Consider the following 20,490-nt stretch of genomic DNA (forward strand, 5'->3'; position numbering starts at 1 on the left):
GCGCCCGCAGTCTTCGCGACGCTGCCCTCGTGGAGCATAGTCACGACGTTCATTTCCAAAAATTACGACGTCTACGGCGTACAGAAGATGCGGCACGTGCTGCGCCGCCGGGGCATTAACATTGGACGCGAGCACACAGCCCGGCTGATGCGCAGCGCTGGACTGTCCCGCAAGGACAAAGGCGGGCCCAATTTATCACTCGGACCACGGCTCACAAGGTGTACACATCAGCAGCGTTTAGCACACGATGCCAGGAACTTGGCGTAATCCAGTCCATGGGTGCTATCGGTACCAGTGCAGATAATGCGTTAGCAGAGTCATTTAATTCCACGATGAAAAGAGAAGTCCTGCGCAATAGGAAAGTCTTCGAGAATCCGCTGCAATGCCGGCGGGAGGTATTTCGGTGGTGCATCAGATACAACACACAGCGCCGACACTCATGATGCGGACAGGTATCGCCCGATGTCTTTGAAGCCCAATCTATTACACTGACCAAGGCAGCATTACTGCCACTCACCTTGTCTACTTTTCAGGGGTCACGCCCGGCGTCCTTTTCGAGGATAGGTAGAAGTTGATTCGAAAGGTACCCATGATGGTCGCCCTATTTGTCCTCGGGGCCCATCACAAGAACTAACTCGTACACCACGCTAACGGATGCAACCGCCGGCTGACGACTTTACTCACTGGTTATTCCTGATGATTGTTTTTGACGCGATTGACCAGAACTGCTGCAACTATAGTGAGCAGTATGAGGATGAAAAATCCGAGGATCGACTTGTTTGTGATGGCGACATAACCTGAAATTGCCAGCCCAAATAGTGCAACGACAATCGCATTGGGAGATATTTTATGTCTGTTCATTAGTCCTCTTTACACTTGATCGTTAAGTACACTCGATGCCTCGGACTCTTCCGGCCCACGTGTAATGGGCTTTTAAGCGATTATTGCAGCGTTTGTGGTGACTGAGGACTACTGTTGCCCCAGTGATGATGGCTCCAACGACGGTGCAGGCGGCCCACCCGACACCGGGAATGGCGCAGATGGCGGCCCCTAGGGCAAACCCCGATCCGCTGATGATCATATCCTGCTCAAGAGGGGTGAACTCTACCCAGAATCCCCCGTTTTCTTTCCCTCCGCTCACATAGGGGGTGATGGCATGTGGATCCCTTAACGTTAGATCCATGTGCTCGAGGTCGAAGGTTACGGTGGAGTCATCATTTACAGTTCGGGGAACATCCGAGTTGATCAGTTCTTCAAAAGCTTGATCCAGAACCTCCGGGGTGACTGTTCCTTCCGCAACGGTCTGTTCTTGGAACTCTTGAGGGGTTGTAGGATCGTCCTTTTCTGCAGCGGAGGCTAGTCCCTGACTAGCAAAAAGGATAGCTATGGAAGCTAGTGAAGTTAGTGCTTTTGACTGAGTTTTCATAGTGTTCCCGATCTCTAGAGAACCGAACTACTCCCGAGGTTACATACTGTCCAAATTGTGGGCAATAGTTTGACGAATTGTGTGAGGTGATCTATCGCACCTCACGTGAGAAAACACTTGGCTGGGTCAAGTCCGCGTATTGGTAAATATGCGCAGAACACCACCCCAATCAAGAAACAATGGAAATCAAGGCGAAAGCCTAGGAACAAAACCCAGGGCACTTCACAACACACAACCACCAAGCTGCGTGAAGAATTCAAAACATCCGCAGTCCCCGACGCGATAAAACGCAACCTCAGGGTCTGGTAATCCAGGGCCGGGTGCTTAGGGCTGGGCTTTTGGCAATGAGGCACCAAGCACTCGCCTTTAGCGGTTGTGGCGCCCCAACACTATCTAGTGCAGCGCGTCCAACGCCTGCTCGAAGTCCGCGATGAGGTCCGCAACGTCCTCGATGCCAATGGAGATGCGCACCAGATCCTCCGGCGGAACCAGTTCGGAGCCCTCCGCCGAAATGTGGGTCATGTTCTGCGGATGCTCGATGAGGGATTCCACGCCGCCCAAGGACTCCGCCAAGGACACCAGCTGGGTGTTCAGGCACACCTGTTTTGCATGCTCCGCATCGTGGAAGCGCACGGACATCATGCCTCCGAAGCCGCGCATCTGCTTCTTCGCCAGCTCGTGGCCTGGGTGCGAAGGAAGACCCGGATACAGGACCTGCTTGACCTCAGGGCGGGATTCCAGGAACTCGGCCACGGCCTGCGCATTCGAGCAGTGGCGGTCCATGCGCACGGACAAGGTCTTGATGCCACGGACGGTGAGGTAGGCGTCGAATGGCGAGGACACTGCGCCGACATTGCCCTGGAAGTAGAGCAGGCGCTCGTCCATCTCCGCCGAATTGGTCACCACGGCACCGCCCAGCACGTCAGAGTGTCCGCCCAAGTACTTCGTGGTGGAGTGCAGGATGTGGTCCGCGCCGAGATCCAGCGGGTTCTGCAGGTAAGGAGTAGCGAAGGTGTTGTCCACAACGATCTGAGCGTTGCCCTTGTGCTTGACCACCTCAGCGATGTCCGTGATGTTGGTAGCCGGGTTGGTTGGGGTCTCCAGCCAGATGAGCTTGGTGTTCTCACGCACCGCCGCAGCCACGGCAGAGGCATCGGTGGTATCCACGATGGATAGCTCGATACCCCACTGGCCATAGTCGTGGTGCAGCAAGCGGTACATTCCACCGTATGCGTCATTGCCCAAGATGACATGGTCGCCCGGGCGCACGATGATGCGGATCAGCGTGTCCACCGCCGCCATGCCGGAGGAAAAACATCGCGCGTACTCAGCGTTTTCCAGGGACGCGAGCGTTAACTCAAGCGAACGCACGGTGGGGTTGGCCACGCGTCCATACTCAAAACCACCGCGCAACTGCGCCAAACCGTCCTGCTGGAACGTAGTCGACGCGTAAATCGGCACGTTAATACTGCCCATGTAGGGGTCTGGGTGGTAGCCAGCATGAATCGATCGGGAGGAAAAGCCTGGGGCGCGGTTCTCAGTCATGTCTAGAAACTCTAGACCAAGCTGTCCATTCCAAACAGTGATTGCAATGTTTTTATTCATCTCATCAATGAGCGTTCCCTTAAGCTTTGAGAATTTCCGTACCATGGTGTGGTTGTGCGTCACACGGAATCATGACTGGTTCCGGCGTACACTTTGAATTTTCCCCGAGTAGAAAGCACCATGAGTTTTCCTACCACCACCGCAAGCACCGCGCTCCTTGCAGCTAGCCCTAATGCCGAGCAAGCAGTCGAAACCGTCACTGGGTTCTGGAAGAACGAAACCACACAATCGTGGCTCGTCGACAAACCAATTCGCATCGCGATCATCCTGCTCATCGCTTTGGTCGCCCACTGGCTTCTGCGCCGGCTCATCACCAAGCTCGCCGATAACAGCATCAAGAACGGGCGCCTGAAATCACAGGTTCGTCCACGCCGCAAGGTCGCTAAGCAGGACACCGCACTGGCGAAAACACACGAGGCACGCCGCGTTTCGCGCCTGCAGACCCTCGCGAGCGTGGGCCGTTCCGCCGCAGGCATCTTCGTCTGGGTGTGGGCAGTCCTCGCTATCTTATCCGAGGTCGGCGTCAACGTCGCACCTCTCGTGGCCTCCGCCGGTGTGGTTGGTGTCGCTCTTGGTTTCGGTGCGCAGTCGCTGGTCAAGGACTTCCTCTCCGGCATTTTCATGCTGCTGGAGGACCAGTACGGCATCGGCGACACCATCGACTTGGGCAATGGCGTCTTCGGCGACGTGGAGTCCATCTCCCTGCGCATCACCACGGTTCGCGACATAGACGGCGCCCTGTGGTACGTCCGCAATGGCGAGATCCTGCAGGTAGCCAACCACTCAGACCACTACTCGGTGGCCCGCGTGCAGGTTCCGGTCGCGCTTTCTAACGATCCCGACAAGGCATTTGAGGTCATCTCCAAGGCTGTCCAGGACGCTGCGCTTGACGACGCCGTCCGCGACGACCTCCTTGATCAGCCCGACGTCAACGGCATTTCCAGCCTCGAGGTCGATCACATGTCCTTCCGCGTGACCGTGAAGACGCTGCCGGGCAAGCAATGGGGCGTTCAGCGCAAGCTGCAGGCGAAGATTCTCAACGCAATGCACGCGCACAACATCGACACCCCATATCCTCAGGGAGTGAGCTTCTATGACATGGATGAGGCCGAATACCCATTCATCGAGAACTCTCTTAATCCCGCAGATCCCGGAAACGAGTCTTAAACACTATGCAGCCCACGAGCGTGTATGAAGCAGTTGGCGGTATGGAGACCTTCGACAAATTGGTCGGCGTTTTCTATGCCCAGGTCCGCACCGACGACGTCATCGGCCCAATGTATCCCGACCAAGATTGGGAGGGCGCCGAGGAACGCCTGAAGTGGTTCCTCGTGCAATATTGGGGAGGCCCGCAGCTGTTTAGCGATAACCGCGGGCACCCGCGCTTGCGCATGCGCCATGCGGAATACCCCATCAATCTTGAGGCGCATGACCGTTGGCTCGAACTCATGGCCAACTCGCTGGCCCAGATCGATGAGGAGACCATTCCGCCGGCTTACCGACACATGATCTGGGTCCACATGGAGCGCGTAGCGCAGATGCTAATCAACCGCCAGGGCTAATCAGCAGCGCTAGGTTTTCTTCCTAGTCTTCCCAGGAGAAAGCAGCACGGACCTGCTCAGAGACGAGGTTCCTTGACCAAGGTCTACACTGCAAGCGGAGTCAGAGCCACGCGATTCTCGTTATTCATAACCTTTTAGGGACGGCGATACGCATTGCTTTCTCCTTAGAAAAGAAAAAGTTTATTGATGCGAATGCGATTTACATCCGCAGCTCGCGAAGGCGCCCCCACGCCACTAGCATCCTTAGAATGACGACTTCACAAGGCGGCTTTTCAGAGGTCAACCGATCCTTTGGTCCGCTTGGCTGGACAGCTTTTGGTGGACCGGCCGCGCACTTGGGGTACTTCCGTACCGAGTTTGTCGAGCGCCGCCGTTGGCTCACCGACGCCACCTACGCAGATCTCGTCGCCATGTCCCAGTTTCTGCCCGGCCCGGCCAGCTCCAAGGTGGGCATGGCGGTGGGCTATCACCGCGCCGGCCTGCCGGGCATGGCCTTGTCATGGTTCCTCTTCACCATCCCCTCCGCACTCATATTGGCAGTGTTTGGCCTAGTGGTCGGCGGCGAAACCACTGCCTCGCCTGTAGGCGCAGGCTGGTTGGCTGGCCTGTTGGCAGCGGCAGCCGGCGTGGTCCTGCACGCCATCATCGGCATGTGTAAGAAGCTGCTCAAAACACCTGTGGCCTGGGCGCTGGCGGTGGTGAGCTCCCTCGTGCTGATCTTCGCGGGCTCCTCGTGGCAGCTCGCGGTCATCCTCATTGCGGGTTTCCTCGGGGCTACCATCTTGCGCGGGCAGTTGGGCGTCGGTGAGCAAGCGGGCGCTGAGCACGGGCTCCGTGCGGTGTCGGTCCGGCTGGCGTGGGGCTGCTTGGGCGCGTTCTTCCTCCTGCTCGGCGGGCTGGCCATAGCTGCACGTTTAAGCGATGCTTGGCTCATCACCCGTCTCAACGCGTTCTACCAATCAGGCGCTCTGGTCTTTGGCGGCGGACACGTAGTGCTGCCGCTGCTCGAGGATAAATTCGTGGGCGCAGGCTGGCTCACTCAACAGGAGTTCCTGGCCGGGTACTCAGTGGCGCAAGGCGTGCCGGGTCCGTTGTTCACGTTCGCGTCTTATCTTGGCGCGGTCGACGGCGGCGTGGGCGGCGCCGTGTTGGGCACGGTCATGATTTTCTTGCCTGGCGCTTTGCTAACACTTGCCGCACTGCACTTTTGGTCGCGGTGGCAACACTTAAGGTGGCTGCGCACCGCCTTCGCGGCGGTAAATGCCGCGGTCATCGGCCTACTGATCGCAGCGCTGTGGGACCCGATTATCACCCACGGCGTCACTGGCTGGGCTAGCGCCGGAATTGCGGTTGCGACCTACGTTGCTTTGCAATTCTTCAAGGCGCCGCCGTGGTCTGTAGCCGTGGGTGCGGCGCTGCTGGGGTGGGCGCTACTCTAGCGCCGTGGCCGACGAGGTATCGGCTAGAACAGGGAGAGCCGCGTCGAGCGATACACACTGCCAAAGGGGGCGTCGACGCGGACCCACCGGCCAAGGCCGGATACGCGTAGATGACGTGGAATATCCATCGGCGCAGCGAAGCCGGGAATAAGCCCCAGGTTGGTGCAGGCGAAAATCATGCGCATGGGGATTCCCACCTCTTGGTTCTCCGGACCAGTGACGGTAACCACGGTCTGATTCAGCAGGCTCGCCGGTGGGCCGAGGGGTCCAGAGAACTGGCGGGCGAGCTGCTGGCCCTTATCGGAAAGCTCCCGCACTACCTCAACGGGCAGGGTATCGAGCAAGACGAATCCGGTTGCTGGCGGCAGGGCGCCCGGCCACGAAGGGTCCCGAGCGGGGCCGAGCTCAAGGGTGCCGGGTTCGGCGTCGCCAAGCAGCAAAGCCTCATGCAGAGCATTCGCAGAGACCACTGCCCCGTCGCGGGAGACCGTGCCCTCCACGCGGCGGGAGGCCACCACCTCAAATGGCGTAGTGACAAACACGTCGACGGTGTTCTCGTCGAGCTGGCGCAAGCGCACTAACGCCGCCACGTCCAGCCCCACTGCACGCGCGATGAGGGCCCGCAATCCAGGTCCACCACCTCTTAATTCGAGTGATTCGTTGACCATGGCTTGCAGGCCCTCCTTCGACGTACTGATGCGCGGCGAGCTCGAATTCAGCTCACGCTATGCGTCCAGCTTAACCAAAGCATTCTCAAGAATGATCTTCTTCTCCTCCTCAGAGATAGCACGCGGCATCTGCGTTGCCTTGTCGATGACAACCTGGGTGCAAGTGATAACGCATGCGACGTTGCCGGTGCTGTCCTTGATCTCCTGGCGGGTGGTGAACGAGGTGTTACCCAGGCGCACCACGGTGGTCTCAACCGTGACCGTGCTGTTCTTGCCATCCCACTTGAGCGGACGAACGTAGTCGGCGTCGAGGTGACGCACGAACGCAATCATGTCCAGGCCGTTTTTGTAGAAGTGGTCCATGGCAAAAGCCAAACGGGCCTCTTGCGCCAGCTCGATGTAGTTGGCGTTCATCATGTGGCCGTACATGTCGAAGTCAGACCAACGGACACCAACGGTGTGCGCGTGCACGTTCTCAGAAGACATTCTTTAAAAATCTCTTTCCAATTGGGGTTGGGGTTTAGGGAAAAGCTAAAAGGGCGTCCGTTTTCCGGACGCCCTTTGCGTTAAACGCTAGCGGGTCAGCTTGCGGTGGGTCACGCGGCTCGGGCGAGCGGCGTCCTCGCCGAGGCGCTCGATCTTGTTCTTCTCGTAGTCGCCGAAGTTGCCTTCGAACCAGAACCACTTGCCCTCTTCCACGTTGCCTTCCCAGGCAAGGATGTGGGTACAGGTGCGGTCCAGGAACCAGCGGTCGTGGGAAATGACCACGGCGCAGCCCGGGAACTTCTCAAGGGCGTTCTCAAGGGAGCCCAGGGTCTCGACGTCCAGGTCGTTGGTCGGCTCGTCAAGGAGAATCAGGTTTCCGCCCTCTTTCAGGGTCAGAGCCAGGTTCAGGCGGTTACGCTCACCACCGGAGAGAACCTTGGAAGGCTTCTGCTGGTCCGGGCCCTTGAAGCCGAACGCGGACAGGTAAGCACGCGATGGCATTTCGTTCTGGCCGACGTGGATGTAATCCAGTCCGTCAGAAACAACCTCCCAGACGGTTGCCTCAGGGTCGATGTTCTCACGGCCCTGGTCAACGTAGGAAAGCTTGACAGTCTCGCCAACCTCAACGGAGCCGGAGTCCGGCTGCTCCAGACCAACGATGGTCTTGAACAGGGTGGACTTACCCACACCGTTCGGGCCGATAACGCCGACGATGCCGTTGCGCGGCAGGGTGAAGGACAGGTCCTTGATAAGAGTTCGGCCGTCGAAGCCCTTGACCAGGTTCTTGACCTCCACGACCTTGTTGCCCAAGCGCGGCGGGGTTGGAATCTGGATCTCTTCGAAGTCGAGCTTCTTGTACTGCTCAGCCTCCGCAGCCATCTCCTCGTAGCGCTGGAGACGAGCCTTGTTCTTGGCCTGACGAGCCTTGGCGCCGGAGCGAACCCAAGCGAGCTCTTCCTTCAGGCGCTTCTGCAGCTTCTTATCCTTGGCGCCAGCAACTTCCAGACGCTCGGCCTTCTTCTCCAGGTAGGTGGAGTAGTTGCCCTCGTATGGGTAGAGCTTGCCGCGGTCAACCTCACAGATCCAGCCCGCAACATGGTCGAGGAAGTAGCGGTCGTGGGTAACCGCCAGAACGGCGCCCTTGTAGTCAGCGAGGTGCTTCTCCAGCCATTCCACGGACTCGGCGTCCAGGTGGTTGGTCGGCTCGTCGAGCAGCAGCAGGTCCGGCTCGGAGAGAAGGAGCTTGGCCAAGGCGACGCGACGGCGCTCACCACCGGAGAGGTTGTTCACCGGGGCGTCGGAAGGCGGGCAGCGCAGCGCTTCCATGGCCTGCTCGATCTTGGAATCGACCTCCCAAGCATCGGCAGCGTCGAGCTCCTCCTGGAGCTTGCCCATTTCTTCCATGAGCTCATCGGTGTAGTTGGTGGCCATCTCTTCTGCGATGGCCTCGAAGCGCTGCTTCTTCTCAAAGATCTCGCCCAAGCCCTCTTCGACGTTGCCGCGAACGGTCTTCTCGTCATTGAGTGGTGGCTCCTGTAGAAGGATGCCCACGGTTTTGCCCGGATCGATGAATGCTTCACCGTTGGATGGCTGGTCGATTCCGGCCATGATCTTCAGAATGGAGGACTTACCTGCACCATTCGGGCCAACGACACCAATCTTGGCACCTGGGTAGAAGGCCATCGTTACATTGTCGAGAATGAGCTTCTCGCCGACTGCCTTACGCACATTTTTCATCGTGTAGATGAATTCGCCCATGTTTCACCCTTTGCTTAACTTGGGAATGGTTTATAACACAACAAAGAGTACATCACATGGGAGGACAAAGCGCCCCGGGTTAGGGTTATCCTTCGCAGGTATTTTCCTCCCCTCACCCGAGGAGCAATCCACCGCTTTTTATACGGATACCTCTTCTAGCTCTTGGGCTCCGCCTTCCTCGCTTGTTTCATTCTCAGCATCCACATGTAGAGCGTTCTGGCCACCGAGCCCGCGAGCTGCCTGCCGGCGGTCAGCGGCAGTGTCGTGCTCGTCATCGCGTTCGGCTTCGGACTCGGTGGTGGCGTCTGTTGGAGCAGCGTTTGACTGCGCCGTCCTATCCAGATCGATCTCCGGCATCTCATCGCCCGATGCCGGTGGCTCCAGGCCATCCGTGGTGTATACGTGTTCCAGCTTGCGAGAAGAAATGATGTAGCGGTTGAGGTCTAGCCCCACGTAGAAGGCCTTCACGAAGGTGCGGAACTTGTTTTGACCGTTCGGGCTGGTCCACGAGTCCGAACACACCGAACCAACGACAATAACCGGCATCCCACGGTGCAGGGACTTCTTCACGTTGATGGCAAACTGACCCCACATCTCAACATCGATGTAAATCAGATCAGTATCGCGCCACTCCCGCTCGCCGTTTACCGTGCTATCCGCGGGAACACGGCGCGAAGACGCCATACGCAGGCGTGTCTTGTACATGTCGGTATTAACTTTGACGAGCTCCGGCTCGTGGGTGAGATGACCAGTGATGGTGATAGGTAGCTGGGACATGTCCTTAAATTCCTTTTCTTTTAGAGTCTTAGGGTCTCAGATGACGGAAAGGGCCGCGCCCCTTCCTGCCTGCATCATCACTGCGAATGGACAAGGGCTACAAGAGGAAGTTTTGCAAGCTGTGGATAACTAGTTGGCAGCGTCAACAAAACGCAAATAACTCCCACCAGTTGGTGAGAGTTACTCACAGATTGCGCTGTTTCTCAGTGAAATTACTGCTGCCGGAAGCCGGTAGCGTCGCCCTCGCTCATGCGTCGCAGCATCTCGTTGTAGTCCTCCAAGTCCGCATCGCCATCAACCTCCGCCTTGGCATCGTGGCGACGCGCTATAGCGCGGTCGTCGCGCAGCCAGTCTAGGAAGAGTTTGCCAAAGACGATGACCAACGGGAACTGGCCAAAGCCCCATGCGATGCCGCCACCCACGCGCTGATCTTGCAATAGGTCGGGGTTCCACGGCAGGTTCAGCGACAGGTAGAACGCCTCGCCCAGCACGCTTTGCAGCTGCATGAGGTAGACGCCAGCGAAGAGGTGTAGCGGCATGGAGAAGAACAGCACTAGCAGGCGCAGGTTGGTCGGCGCACGGAACGGCAATGGGTCTGGGCCGATGACCTCCCAGTAATAGATGTAACCGGAGATGAGGAATGCCCAGTTCATAATGAGGTGACCGGCGTGCTCGGACACCGCCACCTGATAGAGATCGGGATACAGGTAGAGCACGTAGAGGAATACGAGGAACTGGATGAGGTTGACTGCCGGATGCGTCAGGAACTTCAGCACCTTGGCCTTGGTCACGGCCACAGCCGCATCATGGATGGTCGGCTTGCCGGGAGCACCTGGCTCAAAAGCTTCCATTACCAACGTCAGCGGTGCACCAAGCACCAAGAACAGCGGGATGGCCATAGACAAGAACATGTGCCCCAGCATGTGCATCGAGTACAACGCCGGAATGTAGAGACCAATGCCCGAGCTCATGATGAAGGTCAGACCAAGCGCGCCCAACATGAACCACGCGGTGCGCACTGGAGACCAGCTCAGACCACGGCGACGCAAGCGCAGCAGCGCGTAACCGTAAAGCGCCGCGAGTCCGAGACCGAGGGTGCCGAACATGAGGTCATAGCGGTACATGGTCCAAATGTTGGTGACGGTCGGGGCGTCGAGAAGCTCATAGCCCAACAGCACCTGCATGTTGTTCAGATTCGGATCCCGGGGCGGTGGCGGCGGGGTGCGCCCCATAGAAATCGCTACGCCTACCGTGGCAGCCATGACGAGGACCTCCACGAAGGCCACTCGCCTAAACAGCTCAGGGCGACGTTCCAGCTGCGGAATGGTGATTTGACGATGCGCCAGTCCAAAGACAGCAAGCAGGATGGTCAGTACCGTCTTGGTGACAATGAGCAGGCCGTAACGGGTGCTAAAGAGATCGCTGAACTCCACGCGGATAAGCGCATTGATGATGCCGGATGCCGCCATGGCCACGATAGATACAAACGCGACCACCGAATAGCGACGAACCGCCGTAGCCATTCCCGGGCCCAAACGCCGGCTATGGGCGATGAGCCCCAGCAGGCCACCCACCCACAGCACCAAGAAGAACAGGTGGAAGAGCAAGGAGTTCGTTCCATAGTCATGGTCGCCGCCAGCAGCCGAGTGTCCCTCCATGCCGAGTGGCACCATTTGCAGGAGCGAAACCATGAAAGCGATGGGCTGCATTGACCATTTTCTGGAGGCTAGGCCTAAGACACCAACGACTACTGAAATAGCTGCGGTGACGAGCCAAGCCTGGGAGGTAGCAATGCTTTCCAGCGCCATGCTCATCAATTGCGGGTTGAGCACCTGGGCAAAAGGAGTACCAGTGAGGTCCGACATCACCAAAGGAACTTCAAGAAGAGCCACGATGGCAACGCCGAATGCCGCAAAGGCACCCGTTCGGGCCGCAATATGCCCATCCACGGTGAGGCGAGATTCAATGAGACGCTCATTGTCTTTGTCGGGGATCTGCGGCGAGATAAGGAAGGCAGAGACCATGAACGATCCCACAGATAACGCCATAAGCAGCCAGGCGACGGCGCGGAAGAACGGCAGTCCGAAGGTGGTCAGGCGGCCTGGGTCAGGGATACCGAGCGCAGCAAGCGAATCCGCGAGGAAGAACAAGGAGATGAAGCCACCCACGAATCCCGCAAAGAATATTGCACTGGCGTACAACCATTTTGCATTTTTCGCACCGCCGCTGGCGGCAGCAGCGCTAGCGGGCTTAACGGCGGCGCCTTGCGGGCTTTCTTTCCCAGCCCCTGCTGCATGCAGCTGTGAACTGGCAGTACCGTCCTGTTTTTTCATAGGCGCAGTGTACCGCCGAAACCATTGCCTTACCTAAAACGAATAATTCTCTAAATTTTGGCATAATCACGAGTTATGGATTCGCGCCAGCTTCTCTATTTCCGAGCCGTTGTTGATCACGGTTCGTTTACTCATGCGGCTGAAGCATTAAACATGACTCAGCCATCTCTTAGCCTCTCCATCCGAAAGCTCGAAAAAGAACTCAACGTCCAACTTCTCACCCGCGGTCGCGCTGGCGTGAAGACTACGGAAGCAGGAGTTTATCTCTACAGCATCGCCTCCAAAGTTGAAACGCTGCTTAGCGACGCTACCCAGCGCATATCCGAAATCGCCGAAGGCGCTGCAGGCAGTGTTTCTATTTCCTCGGCGCCTGAGTTCAACTGGTTGTTCATGCCGGAGGTCCTGCACCGAATGTTTGAGAGCGCCCCTGACGTCAATATTTTCCTCGATGACCCAGAGCCCACCATCACCCTAAACCGCGTGTTGGAAGGCTCCATCGACCTAGGCCTCATGCCCTCAACTGATCCGCAGGCTTTTGCGCAGCGTTATCGCGACGAGCTCATTGTCCACGAAGCCACCGAGATGGAATTCCGCGTGGCAGTTCCAGAACGCCTCAGCCACCTGCCGGATCCGGTTTCTTTGGCAGACCTTTCCAAAGAAACGTGGATCTTGCCGCCCCGCCACCCTGAGTTCATTGGCATGCCTGAACTGCTCGACCAGGTCTTCCTAAAGACCCCTGGCGCAGTTCCTAGCCGAATCCAGGAAATTTCCACGCTGCAAACCGGCCTCCCGCTGGTATCTGGCGGAATCGGCATATGCCTGTTGCCGAGTTCAGCGCAAGCGCTAAACCATCGCGGTATTCACTATCGCCGCATTGCGGAGGGTATCCCTCCGATGCAAGCCTTGCTGATTTTCCGCCGCGACCGCGATCTCTCCCCTGCGGCAAAGCAACTGGTGGACCTGATCCTCGACGTCGGCGGCGAAAGCGAAGAATCCCTCCTCGACAGTGCCAACCTGCTCTAAGCATTAGGCCTACTAGCCCTCGCCGCTTTCGCCGGTGAAAGGCGGCTGACGAGAGGCGCCGCCCCCACTTCCAGCCTGCCCAGCACTCTGGTCTAATATGTGGGATATGCCTCCATAGCTCAGCGGATTAGAGCAGTGGGTTTCTACCCCATGTGTCGCGGGTTCGAGTCCTGCTGGGGGCACGCAGGTCAAGGCCACCTTTTGCCGGAATTCACGGCAGAAGGTGGCCTTTTCTTTGTATCTTTCCTCTCCACACGGCTCGGGGCGCAAGCCTAGGATGGAATCCATGGATATCACCCTGGCTACCTTCGTCACGGCCCCTGCAGCCGCCCTCATCGGCATGCGCTTCGACAACGCGTGGGCTCCTTCCCCCAGCTATGCGCAGTCCCGCAACAGCGTCTTGACGGGCCAGTATCCGCAGCGCGAAGCTAAGACCCGGATCACGGATATCTTCCGCGAAGCAGGCTACAGCATAAGCGAGGACATCGACTCCCCACCAGGTACCGAGGACGCCCCGGTATTCCGCCTGCTGGAAGAACCTGCGGACCCGGCGCGGCTGCGCGACGTCGCCAAGCATGGCGTGGTCGCCGTGTGTTCCTTAAGCGGCGGGCCTTCCCCCATGTCCTTGGTTTGGCCGGGCGTGACGGACACCGCCGCCCCTTCCTGCAAGGAGCTGGTCTCCCCCATGGATTTGGCGCCCACGCTCGCGGCAATTGCGGGCCTTGATGTACGCCCGAACGCGCAGCTTTCCTTCGACGGCCTCAACCTAGTCCCGGTGGTGCGTTATGGCGCGTCGGGGCATGCGGCGTTGTTCTTCGACAACGGTGTGCGCATGCAGGACGCCGTGCTTATCGACGCCGTGGCAAGCCCCGCACGCCATGCAGCCAGGCTCCGCGATGAGTGGGAGACCTGGCATCGGTTCATGCGCTTTGGGCCGCTGCAATAAGGCCCGCTGCGGCAGATTAGCGAGCGAGTTTGCGCTTATTACGCAACCGGCATGATCACCCATAACAGGATGTAGAGCAAAATCCCGGAGAATCCGAGGAGCGTTGCGATAACGAAGAGCGCGCGAACCAAGGTTGGGTCGAGGTTGTAGGCCTGGGCAATTCCGCCACACACGCCTCCGATGTAGGTGTCAGTGGTCGAACGGGTCAAACGGTTGTTGTTCATTTCTGTCATCTCCTTTCACTTTCAATTCAACCTAATGTCACGCCATGTTGCATCAGGGAGAGCCCTGATAAACACCCTGATTTCTGGCTTTTCGTCTACGCTAGACGGAGTTGTTAACACGGCGAAAGGAATTTTCACCTCATGACTAAGCACGCAGGGCTGCCCGCCCCCACCCGCACTTCTTATGCTTTGCTCACTGGTGCCAGCCAGGGCATCGGCGAGGCGATGGCGCGCGACCTTGCTTCACGCGGCTACAACGTCATCCTGGTGGCGCGCCGCCAGGAAGTCCTCGACCGCATCGCTGCGGAACTTAAGGCCCAGCATGAGGTGGATGCCATTGCTCTGGCCGCCGACTTAGCAAAGGAAGCCGACGTCGACCGCGTCATCGAGTTCATGGCAGACAAGGAGATTTCCATCATCGTGAACTCTGCTGGCATCGCCAGCTTTGGCAAGTTCATGGATCAGGATTGGGACTATGAGACCAAGCAGTTCGATCTCAATGGCAAGGCCGTGCACCGCCTAACGCGTGCAGCGCTCAAGCAGATGCTGCCGCGCCGCTCGGGCGCTATCTGCAATGTGGGTTCTGCTGCGGGCAATGTCTCGATTCCGAACAACGCGACTTACGTGTTCACCAAGGCCGGAGTAAACGCCTTCACCGAGGCGCTGCACTACGAGCTCAAGGGCACGGGCGTGAGCTGCACCCTGCTGGCTCCAGGCCCAGTCCGCGATGCGGTCATTCCGGAAGAAGAGCAGTCCATCGTGGATAAGGTGGTGCCGGACTTCCTGTGGACCACCTACGAGTCCTGCTCCGCGGAAACCCTCGCGGCAATGGCGCGCAACCAGCGCCGCGTGGTGCCGGGCCCGCTGTCCAAGGCGATGAACGCTCTGGGCCAAATCGTCCCTACCCCGATTGCCGCACCGCTCATCGGCAGCTTCTACTCAAAGATGGCCTAAGGCACTCCCACCCTTTCGGCGAGCCTGCTTTTGGTGTGCCTTACTCGGCGACAGAGGAAGAGCGAGCGTTCTTGCGCTCTACCCAGAAGTCGGCGTTCTTGATGCCCAGAGCTTCAGGGTCGAAGTCCGGATCCTTGCCAGCCTTCTTCTGCGCGCTGTAGTCCTTGAGGCACTTGAGTGCCGGGACCTGGAGGAAGAGGATGGCGATGATGTTGAGCCATGCGGTGGCGCCCACTCCGATGTCGCCTAGTGCCCACGCGGAGCCCGGGGTGGTGGTAGCACCAATGATGACGGAGATGATGATGAGGACGCGCAGGACCCACACCAGCGCGCGGCGTGCGCCAGCATTCTTGATCCAGCGGTTGAAGTAGGTGAGGTTGGTCTCTGCCATGTAGTAGTAAGCCAGGACGGTGGTGAAGGCGAAGAACGCGATAGCAATTGCCACGAAAGAAGCGCCGACACCACTGAATACCGAGTCCATACCGGATTGAACGAAGCCTGGGCCGACCGCAATGCCGTCAGGCAGGGAGCCGGCGTAGCGAACGGCGCCATCCTCGGACTCGCCTTCGAATACCTTGTACATGTCAGTGGAGATGATGATGAAGGCGGTGGCCGAGCAGACGAAGAGGGTATCGACGTAGACGGCGAATGATTGAACGAAGCCCTGCTTTGCTGGGTGGGAAACCTCAGCAGCTGCTGCCGACTGCGGGCCGGTGCCCTGGCCTGCCTCGTTGGAGTAGATACCGCGCTTTACGCCCCACATGATTGCAGAGCCCAGCATGCCCGCGAATCCTGCTTCCATGTTAAATGCAGACTTGAAGATAAGGCCAAATACGTGTGGAATGTCGCCGAAGTTCATGAACAGGATGGTCAGCGCGATGATGATATAAGCGGCTGCCATGAATGGAACGATGAGCGAGGTGAAGTTAGCGATACGCTTGACGCCACCGATGATGATGAAGGCCAAGACGCCAGCCAAGATGACTGCGGACCAGGTGACGTTGACGCCCCAGGCGTTCTCCACTGCAGCGGCCACACCGTTGGCCTGGATGCCTGGGAGGAAGTAGCTGGTAGCCAGAATCATGGAGACAGCGAAGATGATGCCGTAGACCAGCATAAACGGGCCCACAGAGGTGTGGCGGTAAGCCTTTTCGATGTAGTACGCCGGGCCACCGCGGTACTCGCCGGTGTCCTGATCCTTTTCCTTGTAGACCTGGGCGAGAGTACATTCCACGAACGAGGTAGCGGACCCCAACAGCGCCACCGCCCACATCCAGAAGACAGCACCTGGGCCACCGAAGGCGATCGCCGTGGCAACACCGGCAATGTTGCCGACGCCGACGCGACCGGCGAGGGAAATCATCAGGGACTGGAAAGAAGAAACCCCGGATTCTGACTTCTCGCCGTTCTTCAGCTGCGCAATCATGTCGGGAATACAGCGAATCTGCAACCCCTTGGTCACGATCGTGAAATAGACACCGGCGCCCAAGCACAGGAACACGAGTGCTGGGGACCAAATGAGGGAGTTGAGAGCATCCAAGAACCCGGCCATATGAGGGAACCTACTTTCCAAAATTATGATCTCTAGCATAAAGAGTGGCATAAAGAATCATGCACTACTTCAATCGAAATTTGTGAGGGCAATCACGAAAATGTTTTAAAAGAATCTAACTCTTCGCATCACCTGTTGGTTGACCGAAATTTAATGCGCAGCTCAAGAACCGTCAATACCGCTAACAGAAATCATTTAGAAAAACTGAACTATCTGCGTCAAACACACCCTTTGCCTACCCCCGCCACACCTTCCACGCCGGTGGATTGAGCCAGACGGTGGGAAGGGAGGCGTCGACAAGCACGGCTCTAGGAGGACTAAGGTTAAACCCATGACTGACATCGCCCCGAAGAATGACCGACTCGTCTGGATTGACTTGGAGATGACCGGGCTCGACCCGAAGCGCCACGTCATCGTGGAGGTGGCCGCCATCATCACCGATGGCAACCTCAACGTCATTGGTGAGGGAATCGACCTAGTGGTCCATGCCACGGAAGCGGAGCTCGCTGAAATGGATGACTTTGTCACCAACATGCACGCCAACTCCGGCCTGGATAAGGAAATCCGCGAATCCACCACCACCCTGCGGGAAGCCGAAGATGCCGTCCTGGCGCTCATCGCTGAGCACTGCAACCCTGAGCATCCCGCTCCCCTGGCAGGCAACTCCATCGCCACCGACCGCACCTTCATTCGCGCCTACATGCCACGCTTGGATGAAGCGCTGCACTACCGCATGATTGACGTTTCCACCATCAAGGAGCTCAGTCGCCGCTGGTTCCCACGCGCCTACTACAACCAGCCTGACAAGGGCATGGCGCACCGCGCGCTCCAGGACATCATCGAGTCCATCCGAGAGTTGGACTACTACCGCCGCAGTGTGTTCCGCACCGACGAAGGCCCCTCTTCCGAGGAAGCAGCGAAACTCAAGGAGTCAACTACCGCCGATTACCAGGCGTTTTTGTAAATCTCGCGGCGTGAGTTAATCTTATCCGTGCTGCTTTTAAGGCAGCGATGGTGGCTGTAGTTCAGCTGGTAGAGCACCAGGTTGTGATCCTGGGTGTCGCGGGTTCGAGCCCCGTCAGCCACCCCGAATGAGACCCTAGCCTGCACTTTCGCAGACTAGGGTCTTTCTTGATATGACGGGCTACGATAGCCGTGAGCGACTTGCGTAATGCCCGCGCGGTGGCAGGTCTTTCTCCTTCAAAAGGTGGCGTACATTGTTCAGGCTCTTTACTCACACCCCCAACCCACTGCCCCGTTATGACAACGGCGCTGAGCGGGCTGCTGAGCAAATCATCGCGGCCTACTCCACTAGTTTTTCACTGGCCTCTCAAATGCTGAGCCCACAAACCCGCACGGACATCCGCAATCTTTATGCCGTGGTCCGCATTGCGGATGAGATTGTCGACGGTGCCGCCGCCGCAGCTGGACTAAGCCCGCAGGAGGTCCAAGAGACCCTCGACGCATACGAGCAAGCAGTCTTGCAGACACCGCATCGCCGCTTTCATACCGACCCGATTCTGCATTCCTATGGATTGAGCGCACGCCGTTGTGGATTCAAAGACGAGCACATCCAGGCCTTCTTCGCGTCGATGCGGCGCGACCTACACCAGAGTGTTTACTCTACGACGGCCGAGCTGAATCAGTATGTCTATGGCTCAGCTGAGGTCATCGGCTTGCTGTGCCTGGACGCGTTTCTGGTGGGCCAGCCGGTTTCCAGCGCGCAACGCCGGGAGCTCGAGGCCGGCGCCCGCCGCTTGGGCGCGGCCTTCCAAAAGGTCAACTTCCTGCGGGATTTGGGCGCGGACACCGGCCAGCTTGGTCGCTCCTACTTTCCCCAGGCCGGCTCGGCAGGCTTGTCCGCGGAGTCAAAGGATGAACTCATCACCGACATCCGCGCCGACTTAGCCGCCGCCCGCGCGGTGATGGATCAGCTGCCGCTCACGGCACGGGTGGGAGTCATCGCCGCCACAGATCTCTTCGAAGCTTTGACCAACGATATTGCTGCACTGCCCGCTCTCGCCTTGCCCACTAAGCGCGTCAGCGTCAGCATCCCGCGCAAGCTGGCCCTTCTGCTGCGGGCACCCGTGAAGTCCCTAAGGAGGACGCGTTGATGAAAACCTTTAGGCGTGGCGCTGTGGCTAAACAGCCAGAGTCCGTCATCGTGATTGGTGCTGGCATTGCAGGGCTTGCAACTGCGGCTTTGCTCGCTCGCGACGGCAAGCAGGTTACGGTGGTGGACAAACTCGAAGAGGTCGGTGGGCGCGCAGGTTCGCTGTCTGCAGAGGGCTTCCGCTGGGATACCGGCCCGTCGTGGTACCTGATGCCGGAGGCCTTCGATCACTTCTTTGAGCTGTGCGGTACCTCGACTGCGGAGGAGCTTTCGCTGGTTGACCTCACGCCCGCCTACCGCGTCTATGACGACTCGGGCCAGTTCATCGACGTCGAGACCGGCGTGGATAAGGTGGCCACGCTCTTCGAGTCCATCGAGCCCGGCGCGGGCCAGCGCGTAAGGGACTATCTGGACCAGGCCACGGACGTCTACAACGTGGCCCTTGAGTGCTTCCTGTACACCACATTTAGTGATCCCCGCGAGCTCCTCGCGCCAACTGTTCGCTCCCGTTTAGGAACTTTGGCTCAGCTACTCACCCGCACCTTAGATAAGCACGTGGCGGCGTCTTTCCGGGATTACCGCCTACGCCAGGTGCTCAGTTACCCGGCGGTCTTTCTTTCTAGCGAGCCTTCCGCAGCACCGGCAATATACTCGCTAATGAGCCACACTGATCTGGTTGAAGGCGTGCGCTATCCGCTCGGCGGCTTCAGTGCGGTGGTCGAGGCTATAGCGCGGCAGGCCCGCAATGCTGGCGTTACCTTCTTGCTGGGAACGGAGGTCACGGGAATCCTCACCGACGATTCGGCCCGCGCAACAGGTGTCCGGATCATGACTTCCGCAGGCTCCCAAGAGCTGCTTGCCGACGCCGTCGTCTCCGCCGCCGATCTACACCACACCGAAACCTCGCTGCTGCCTGCGCATCTGCGTTCCTACTCAGCGAAGTACTTTGCGGGGCGCGATGCTGGTTTGGGCACGGTCTTGGTACTGCTGGGCGTAAAGGGTGAGCTGCCGCAGTTGGCGCACCACACGCTGCTGTTCAGTAAGGACTGGGAGCCTGATTTCCGTGCGGTCTACCACGGCCCAGAGCCCACGCGTGTGCTGGATGCTTCGCATTCCATCTATATTTCTAAGACCTCCGCCACCGATCCGGCGGTGGCGCCGGTCGGCCACGAGAACCTATTCGTGCTGGTTCCGGTCCCCGCGGACACCGCGTTGGGCCACGGCGATGCCTACGGCGCTCACCCGTCTGCTCGCGTGGAAGCCATTGCCGATGCCGCCATCGCACAAATCGGCCGCTGGGCTGGCATCGACGACTTCGCCTCTCGCATCGTCGTGCGCCACACCCTCGGGCCGGCCGACTTTGCGGAGCGCTACCACGCCTGGCGCGGCGGCTCGATTGGCCCAGCGCACACTCTGGCGCAGTCGGCCTTTTTCCGCGGCAAAAATGTCTCCTCCAAGGTCAAAGGCCTCTACTATGCCGGCGCCACGACCGTTCCTGGCGTTGGCGTACCTATGTGTCTTATCTCCGCAGAGAACATTCTCAAGCGAATGCACGGCGACACCACGGCTGCGCCGCTCGCGCATCTTCATTAGGCCTCTTTTTCGGCGGTGCGTGCATTCGAAC

19 protein-coding genes, 2 tRNA genes and 1 pseudogene are annotated in these 20,490 nt (G+C 58.6%); 12 read left to right on the top strand and 10 right to left on the bottom strand.

The features are described from left to right. Positions 1 to 154: 154 nt before the first annotated feature. Positions 155 to 440 (top strand): annotated as a pseudogene (locus HMPREF0308_RS14220) (transposase); the annotation flags it as partial. 247 nt (positions 441 to 687) lie between these two features. On the opposite strand, the gene HMPREF0308_RS13910 reads toward HMPREF0308_RS14220, so the two are convergent. The 3 genes from HMPREF0308_RS13910 to HMPREF0308_RS09340 form a co-directional block, all read right to left on the bottom strand. Then, complete coding sequence (locus HMPREF0308_RS13910) at positions 688 to 861, bottom strand: hypothetical protein (protein ID WP_005530995.1); 174 nt, start codon at positions 859 to 861, stop codon at positions 688 to 690. 22 nt (positions 862 to 883) lie between these two features. Next, positions 884 to 1,426 carry a hypothetical protein gene (locus HMPREF0308_RS09335; RefSeq protein ID WP_005530997.1) on the bottom strand — a complete coding sequence of 181 codons (543 nt, stop codon included), beginning with the start codon at positions 1,424 to 1,426 and terminating at the stop codon, positions 884 to 886. Positions 1,427 to 1,819: 393 nt separating this feature from the next. Beyond that, entirely contained in the window at positions 1,820 to 2,971 is a 1,152-nt protein-coding gene (locus HMPREF0308_RS09340; RefSeq protein ID WP_034657402.1) for a cystathionine gamma-synthase, read from the bottom strand. 180 nt (positions 2,972 to 3,151) lie between these two features. Between HMPREF0308_RS09340 and HMPREF0308_RS09345 the strand changes: the two genes are divergently transcribed. The 3 genes from HMPREF0308_RS09345 to chrA all read left to right on the top strand — a co-directional run bounded on the left by HMPREF0308_RS09345 (position 3,152) and on the right by chrA (position 6,032). After that, a complete protein-coding gene (locus HMPREF0308_RS09345) occupies positions 3,152 to 4,198 on the top strand; it encodes a mechanosensitive ion channel family protein (RefSeq protein WP_005531000.1) in 1,047 nt (348 codons plus the stop codon). Between the two features lie 5 nt (positions 4,199 to 4,203). Further along, positions 4,204 to 4,593 carry a globin gene (locus tag HMPREF0308_RS09350; RefSeq protein WP_005531002.1) on the top strand — a complete coding sequence of 130 codons (390 nt, stop codon included), beginning with the start codon at positions 4,204 to 4,206 and terminating at the stop codon, positions 4,591 to 4,593. Positions 4,594 to 4,841: 248 nt separating this feature from the next. Continuing rightward, positions 4,842 to 6,032, top strand: coding sequence for a chromate efflux transporter (gene chrA / locus HMPREF0308_RS09355; RefSeq protein ID WP_005531004.1), 1,191 nt, complete (start codon positions 4,842 to 4,844; stop codon positions 6,030 to 6,032). Positions 6,033 to 6,055: 23 nt separating this feature from the next. Here the strand turns inward: chrA and HMPREF0308_RS09360 are convergent, their stop codons facing one another. From HMPREF0308_RS09360 to HMPREF0308_RS09380, 5 genes are all read right to left on the bottom strand, one after another. After that, the gene (locus tag HMPREF0308_RS09360) at positions 6,056 to 6,700 is read right to left on the bottom strand and encodes a DUF8185 domain-containing protein (RefSeq protein ID WP_005531009.1); all 645 of its coding nucleotides are present in this window, start codon (positions 6,698 to 6,700) and stop codon (positions 6,056 to 6,058) included. Between the two features lie 57 nt (positions 6,701 to 6,757). Then, entirely contained in the window at positions 6,758 to 7,186 is a 429-nt protein-coding gene (locus tag HMPREF0308_RS09365; protein WP_005531026.1) for an acyl-CoA thioesterase, read from the bottom strand. An 87-nt stretch (positions 7,187 to 7,273) separates the two neighbouring features. Continuing rightward, a complete protein-coding gene (ettA, locus tag HMPREF0308_RS09370; RefSeq protein ID WP_005531027.1) occupies positions 7,274 to 8,944 on the bottom strand; it encodes an energy-dependent translational throttle protein EttA in 1,671 nt (556 codons plus the stop codon). A gap of 138 nt (positions 8,945 to 9,082) precedes the next feature. Beyond that, positions 9,083 to 9,721, bottom strand: coding sequence for a single-stranded DNA-binding protein (locus tag HMPREF0308_RS09375; protein WP_005531030.1), 639 nt, complete (start codon positions 9,719 to 9,721; stop codon positions 9,083 to 9,085). A 212-nt stretch (positions 9,722 to 9,933) separates the two neighbouring features. Next, positions 9,934 to 12,054, bottom strand: a complete 2,121-nt coding sequence (locus tag HMPREF0308_RS09380) for a bifunctional copper resistance protein CopD/cytochrome c oxidase assembly protein (protein WP_005531032.1) — start codon at positions 12,052 to 12,054, stop codon at positions 9,934 to 9,936. A 75-nt stretch (positions 12,055 to 12,129) separates the two neighbouring features. Between HMPREF0308_RS09380 and HMPREF0308_RS09385 the strand changes: the two genes are divergently transcribed. The 3 genes from HMPREF0308_RS09385 to HMPREF0308_RS09395 all read left to right on the top strand — a co-directional run bounded on the left by HMPREF0308_RS09385 (position 12,130) and on the right by HMPREF0308_RS09395 (position 14,023). Then, on the top strand, positions 12,130 to 13,077 hold the full coding sequence (locus HMPREF0308_RS09385) for a LysR family transcriptional regulator (RefSeq protein WP_005531034.1): 948 nt from the start codon (positions 12,130 to 12,132) through the stop codon (positions 13,075 to 13,077). Positions 13,078 to 13,185: 108 nt separating this feature from the next. Then, positions 13,186 to 13,259, top strand: a tRNA-Arg gene (locus HMPREF0308_RS09390). Between the two features lie 104 nt (positions 13,260 to 13,363). Next, positions 13,364 to 14,023, top strand: a complete 660-nt coding sequence (locus tag HMPREF0308_RS09395) for an alkaline phosphatase family protein (protein ID WP_034657382.1) — start codon at positions 13,364 to 13,366, stop codon at positions 14,021 to 14,023. 38 nt (positions 14,024 to 14,061) lie between these two features. Here HMPREF0308_RS09395 and HMPREF0308_RS09400 read toward each other — a convergent pair whose 3' ends face one another. Then, the gene (locus tag HMPREF0308_RS09400; protein WP_034657383.1) at positions 14,062 to 14,247 is read right to left on the bottom strand and encodes a PspC domain-containing protein; all 186 of its coding nucleotides are present in this window, start codon (positions 14,245 to 14,247) and stop codon (positions 14,062 to 14,064) included. Between the two features lie 141 nt (positions 14,248 to 14,388). On the opposite strand from HMPREF0308_RS09400, the gene cmrA reads away from it, so the two are divergent. Next, positions 14,389 to 15,201, top strand: coding sequence for a mycolate reductase (gene cmrA, locus HMPREF0308_RS09405; RefSeq protein WP_005531037.1), 813 nt, complete (start codon positions 14,389 to 14,391; stop codon positions 15,199 to 15,201). A 40-nt stretch (positions 15,202 to 15,241) separates the two neighbouring features. On the opposite strand, the gene HMPREF0308_RS09410 is transcribed toward cmrA, so the two are convergent. Continuing rightward, positions 15,242 to 16,753 carry an alanine/glycine:cation symporter family protein gene (locus HMPREF0308_RS09410; protein WP_034657384.1) on the bottom strand — a complete coding sequence of 504 codons (1,512 nt, stop codon included), beginning with the start codon at positions 16,751 to 16,753 and terminating at the stop codon, positions 15,242 to 15,244. Between the two features lie 331 nt (positions 16,754 to 17,084). On the opposite strand from HMPREF0308_RS09410, the gene orn reads away from it, so the two are divergent. From orn to crtI, 4 genes are all read left to right on the top strand, one after another. Next, positions 17,085 to 17,717, top strand: coding sequence for an oligoribonuclease (gene orn / locus HMPREF0308_RS09415; protein ID WP_005531039.1), 633 nt, complete (start codon positions 17,085 to 17,087; stop codon positions 17,715 to 17,717). Between the two features lie 50 nt (positions 17,718 to 17,767). After that, a tRNA-His gene (locus HMPREF0308_RS09420) sits at positions 17,768 to 17,840 on the top strand. Between the two features lie 130 nt (positions 17,841 to 17,970). Continuing rightward, positions 17,971 to 18,867: a phytoene/squalene synthase family protein gene (locus HMPREF0308_RS09425; RefSeq protein WP_005531040.1), complete on the top strand. Its 897-nt coding sequence runs from the start codon at positions 17,971 to 17,973 to the stop codon at positions 18,865 to 18,867. After that, positions 18,867 to 20,459: a phytoene desaturase family protein gene (gene crtI / locus HMPREF0308_RS09430; protein ID WP_005531041.1), complete on the top strand. Its 1,593-nt coding sequence runs from the start codon at positions 18,867 to 18,869 to the stop codon at positions 20,457 to 20,459. Before HMPREF0308_RS09425 ends, crtI begins: the two co-directional genes overlap by 1 nt. The last annotated feature ends 31 nt before the right edge of the window (positions 20,460 to 20,490 follow it).

This window comes from Corynebacterium striatum ATCC 6940 (assembly GCF_000159135.1).
In the GTDB taxonomy this organism is placed as follows: domain Bacteria; phylum Actinomycetota; class Actinomycetes; order Mycobacteriales; family Mycobacteriaceae; genus Corynebacterium; species Corynebacterium striatum.

Excerpts from the sequence above, each read along its gene's own strand:
- HMPREF0308_RS09350 (WP_005531002.1), top strand. The coding sequence starts at position 4,204 with ATGCAGCCCACGAGCGTGTATGAAGCAGTTGGCGGTATGGAGACCTTC.
- HMPREF0308_RS09410 (WP_034657384.1), bottom strand. The coding sequence starts at position 16,753 with ATGGCCGGGTTCTTGGATGCTCTCAACTCCCTCATTTGGTCCCCAGCA.
- HMPREF0308_RS09375 (WP_005531030.1), bottom strand. The coding sequence starts at position 9,721 with ATGTCCCAGCTACCTATCACCATCACTGGTCATCTCACCCACGAGCCG.
- cmrA (WP_005531037.1), top strand. The coding sequence starts at position 14,389 with ATGACTAAGCACGCAGGGCTGCCCGCCCCCACCCGCACTTCTTATGCT.
- chrA (WP_005531004.1), top strand. The coding sequence starts at position 4,842 with ATGACGACTTCACAAGGCGGCTTTTCAGAGGTCAACCGATCCTTTGGT.
- HMPREF0308_RS09400 (WP_034657383.1), bottom strand. The coding sequence starts at position 14,247 with ATGAACAACAACCGTTTGACCCGTTCGACCACTGACACCTACATCGGA.
- HMPREF0308_RS09365 (WP_005531026.1), bottom strand. The coding sequence starts at position 7,186 with ATGTCTTCTGAGAACGTGCACGCGCACACCGTTGGTGTCCGTTGGTCT.
- HMPREF0308_RS09340 (WP_034657402.1), bottom strand. The coding sequence starts at position 2,971 with ATGACTGAGAACCGCGCCCCAGGCTTTTCCTCCCGATCGATTCATGCT.
- crtI (WP_005531041.1), top strand. The coding sequence starts at position 18,867 with ATGAAAACCTTTAGGCGTGGCGCTGTGGCTAAACAGCCAGAGTCCGTC.
- HMPREF0308_RS09335 (WP_005530997.1), bottom strand. The coding sequence starts at position 1,426 with ATGAAAACTCAGTCAAAAGCACTAACTTCACTAGCTTCCATAGCTATC.
- HMPREF0308_RS09385 (WP_005531034.1), top strand. The coding sequence starts at position 12,130 with ATGGATTCGCGCCAGCTTCTCTATTTCCGAGCCGTTGTTGATCACGGT.
- HMPREF0308_RS09380 (WP_005531032.1), bottom strand. The coding sequence starts at position 12,054 with ATGAAAAAACAGGACGGTACTGCCAGTTCACAGCTGCATGCAGCAGGG.
- orn (WP_005531039.1), top strand. The coding sequence starts at position 17,085 with ATGACTGACATCGCCCCGAAGAATGACCGACTCGTCTGGATTGACTTG.
- ettA (WP_005531027.1), bottom strand. The coding sequence starts at position 8,944 with ATGGGCGAATTCATCTACACGATGAAAAATGTGCGTAAGGCAGTCGGC.
- HMPREF0308_RS13910 (WP_005530995.1), bottom strand. The coding sequence starts at position 861 with ATGAACAGACATAAAATATCTCCCAATGCGATTGTCGTTGCACTATTT.
- HMPREF0308_RS09345 (WP_005531000.1), top strand. The coding sequence starts at position 3,152 with ATGAGTTTTCCTACCACCACCGCAAGCACCGCGCTCCTTGCAGCTAGC.
- HMPREF0308_RS09395 (WP_034657382.1), top strand. The coding sequence starts at position 13,364 with ATGGATATCACCCTGGCTACCTTCGTCACGGCCCCTGCAGCCGCCCTC.
- HMPREF0308_RS09360 (WP_005531009.1), bottom strand. The coding sequence starts at position 6,700 with ATGGTCAACGAATCACTCGAATTAAGAGGTGGTGGACCTGGATTGCGG.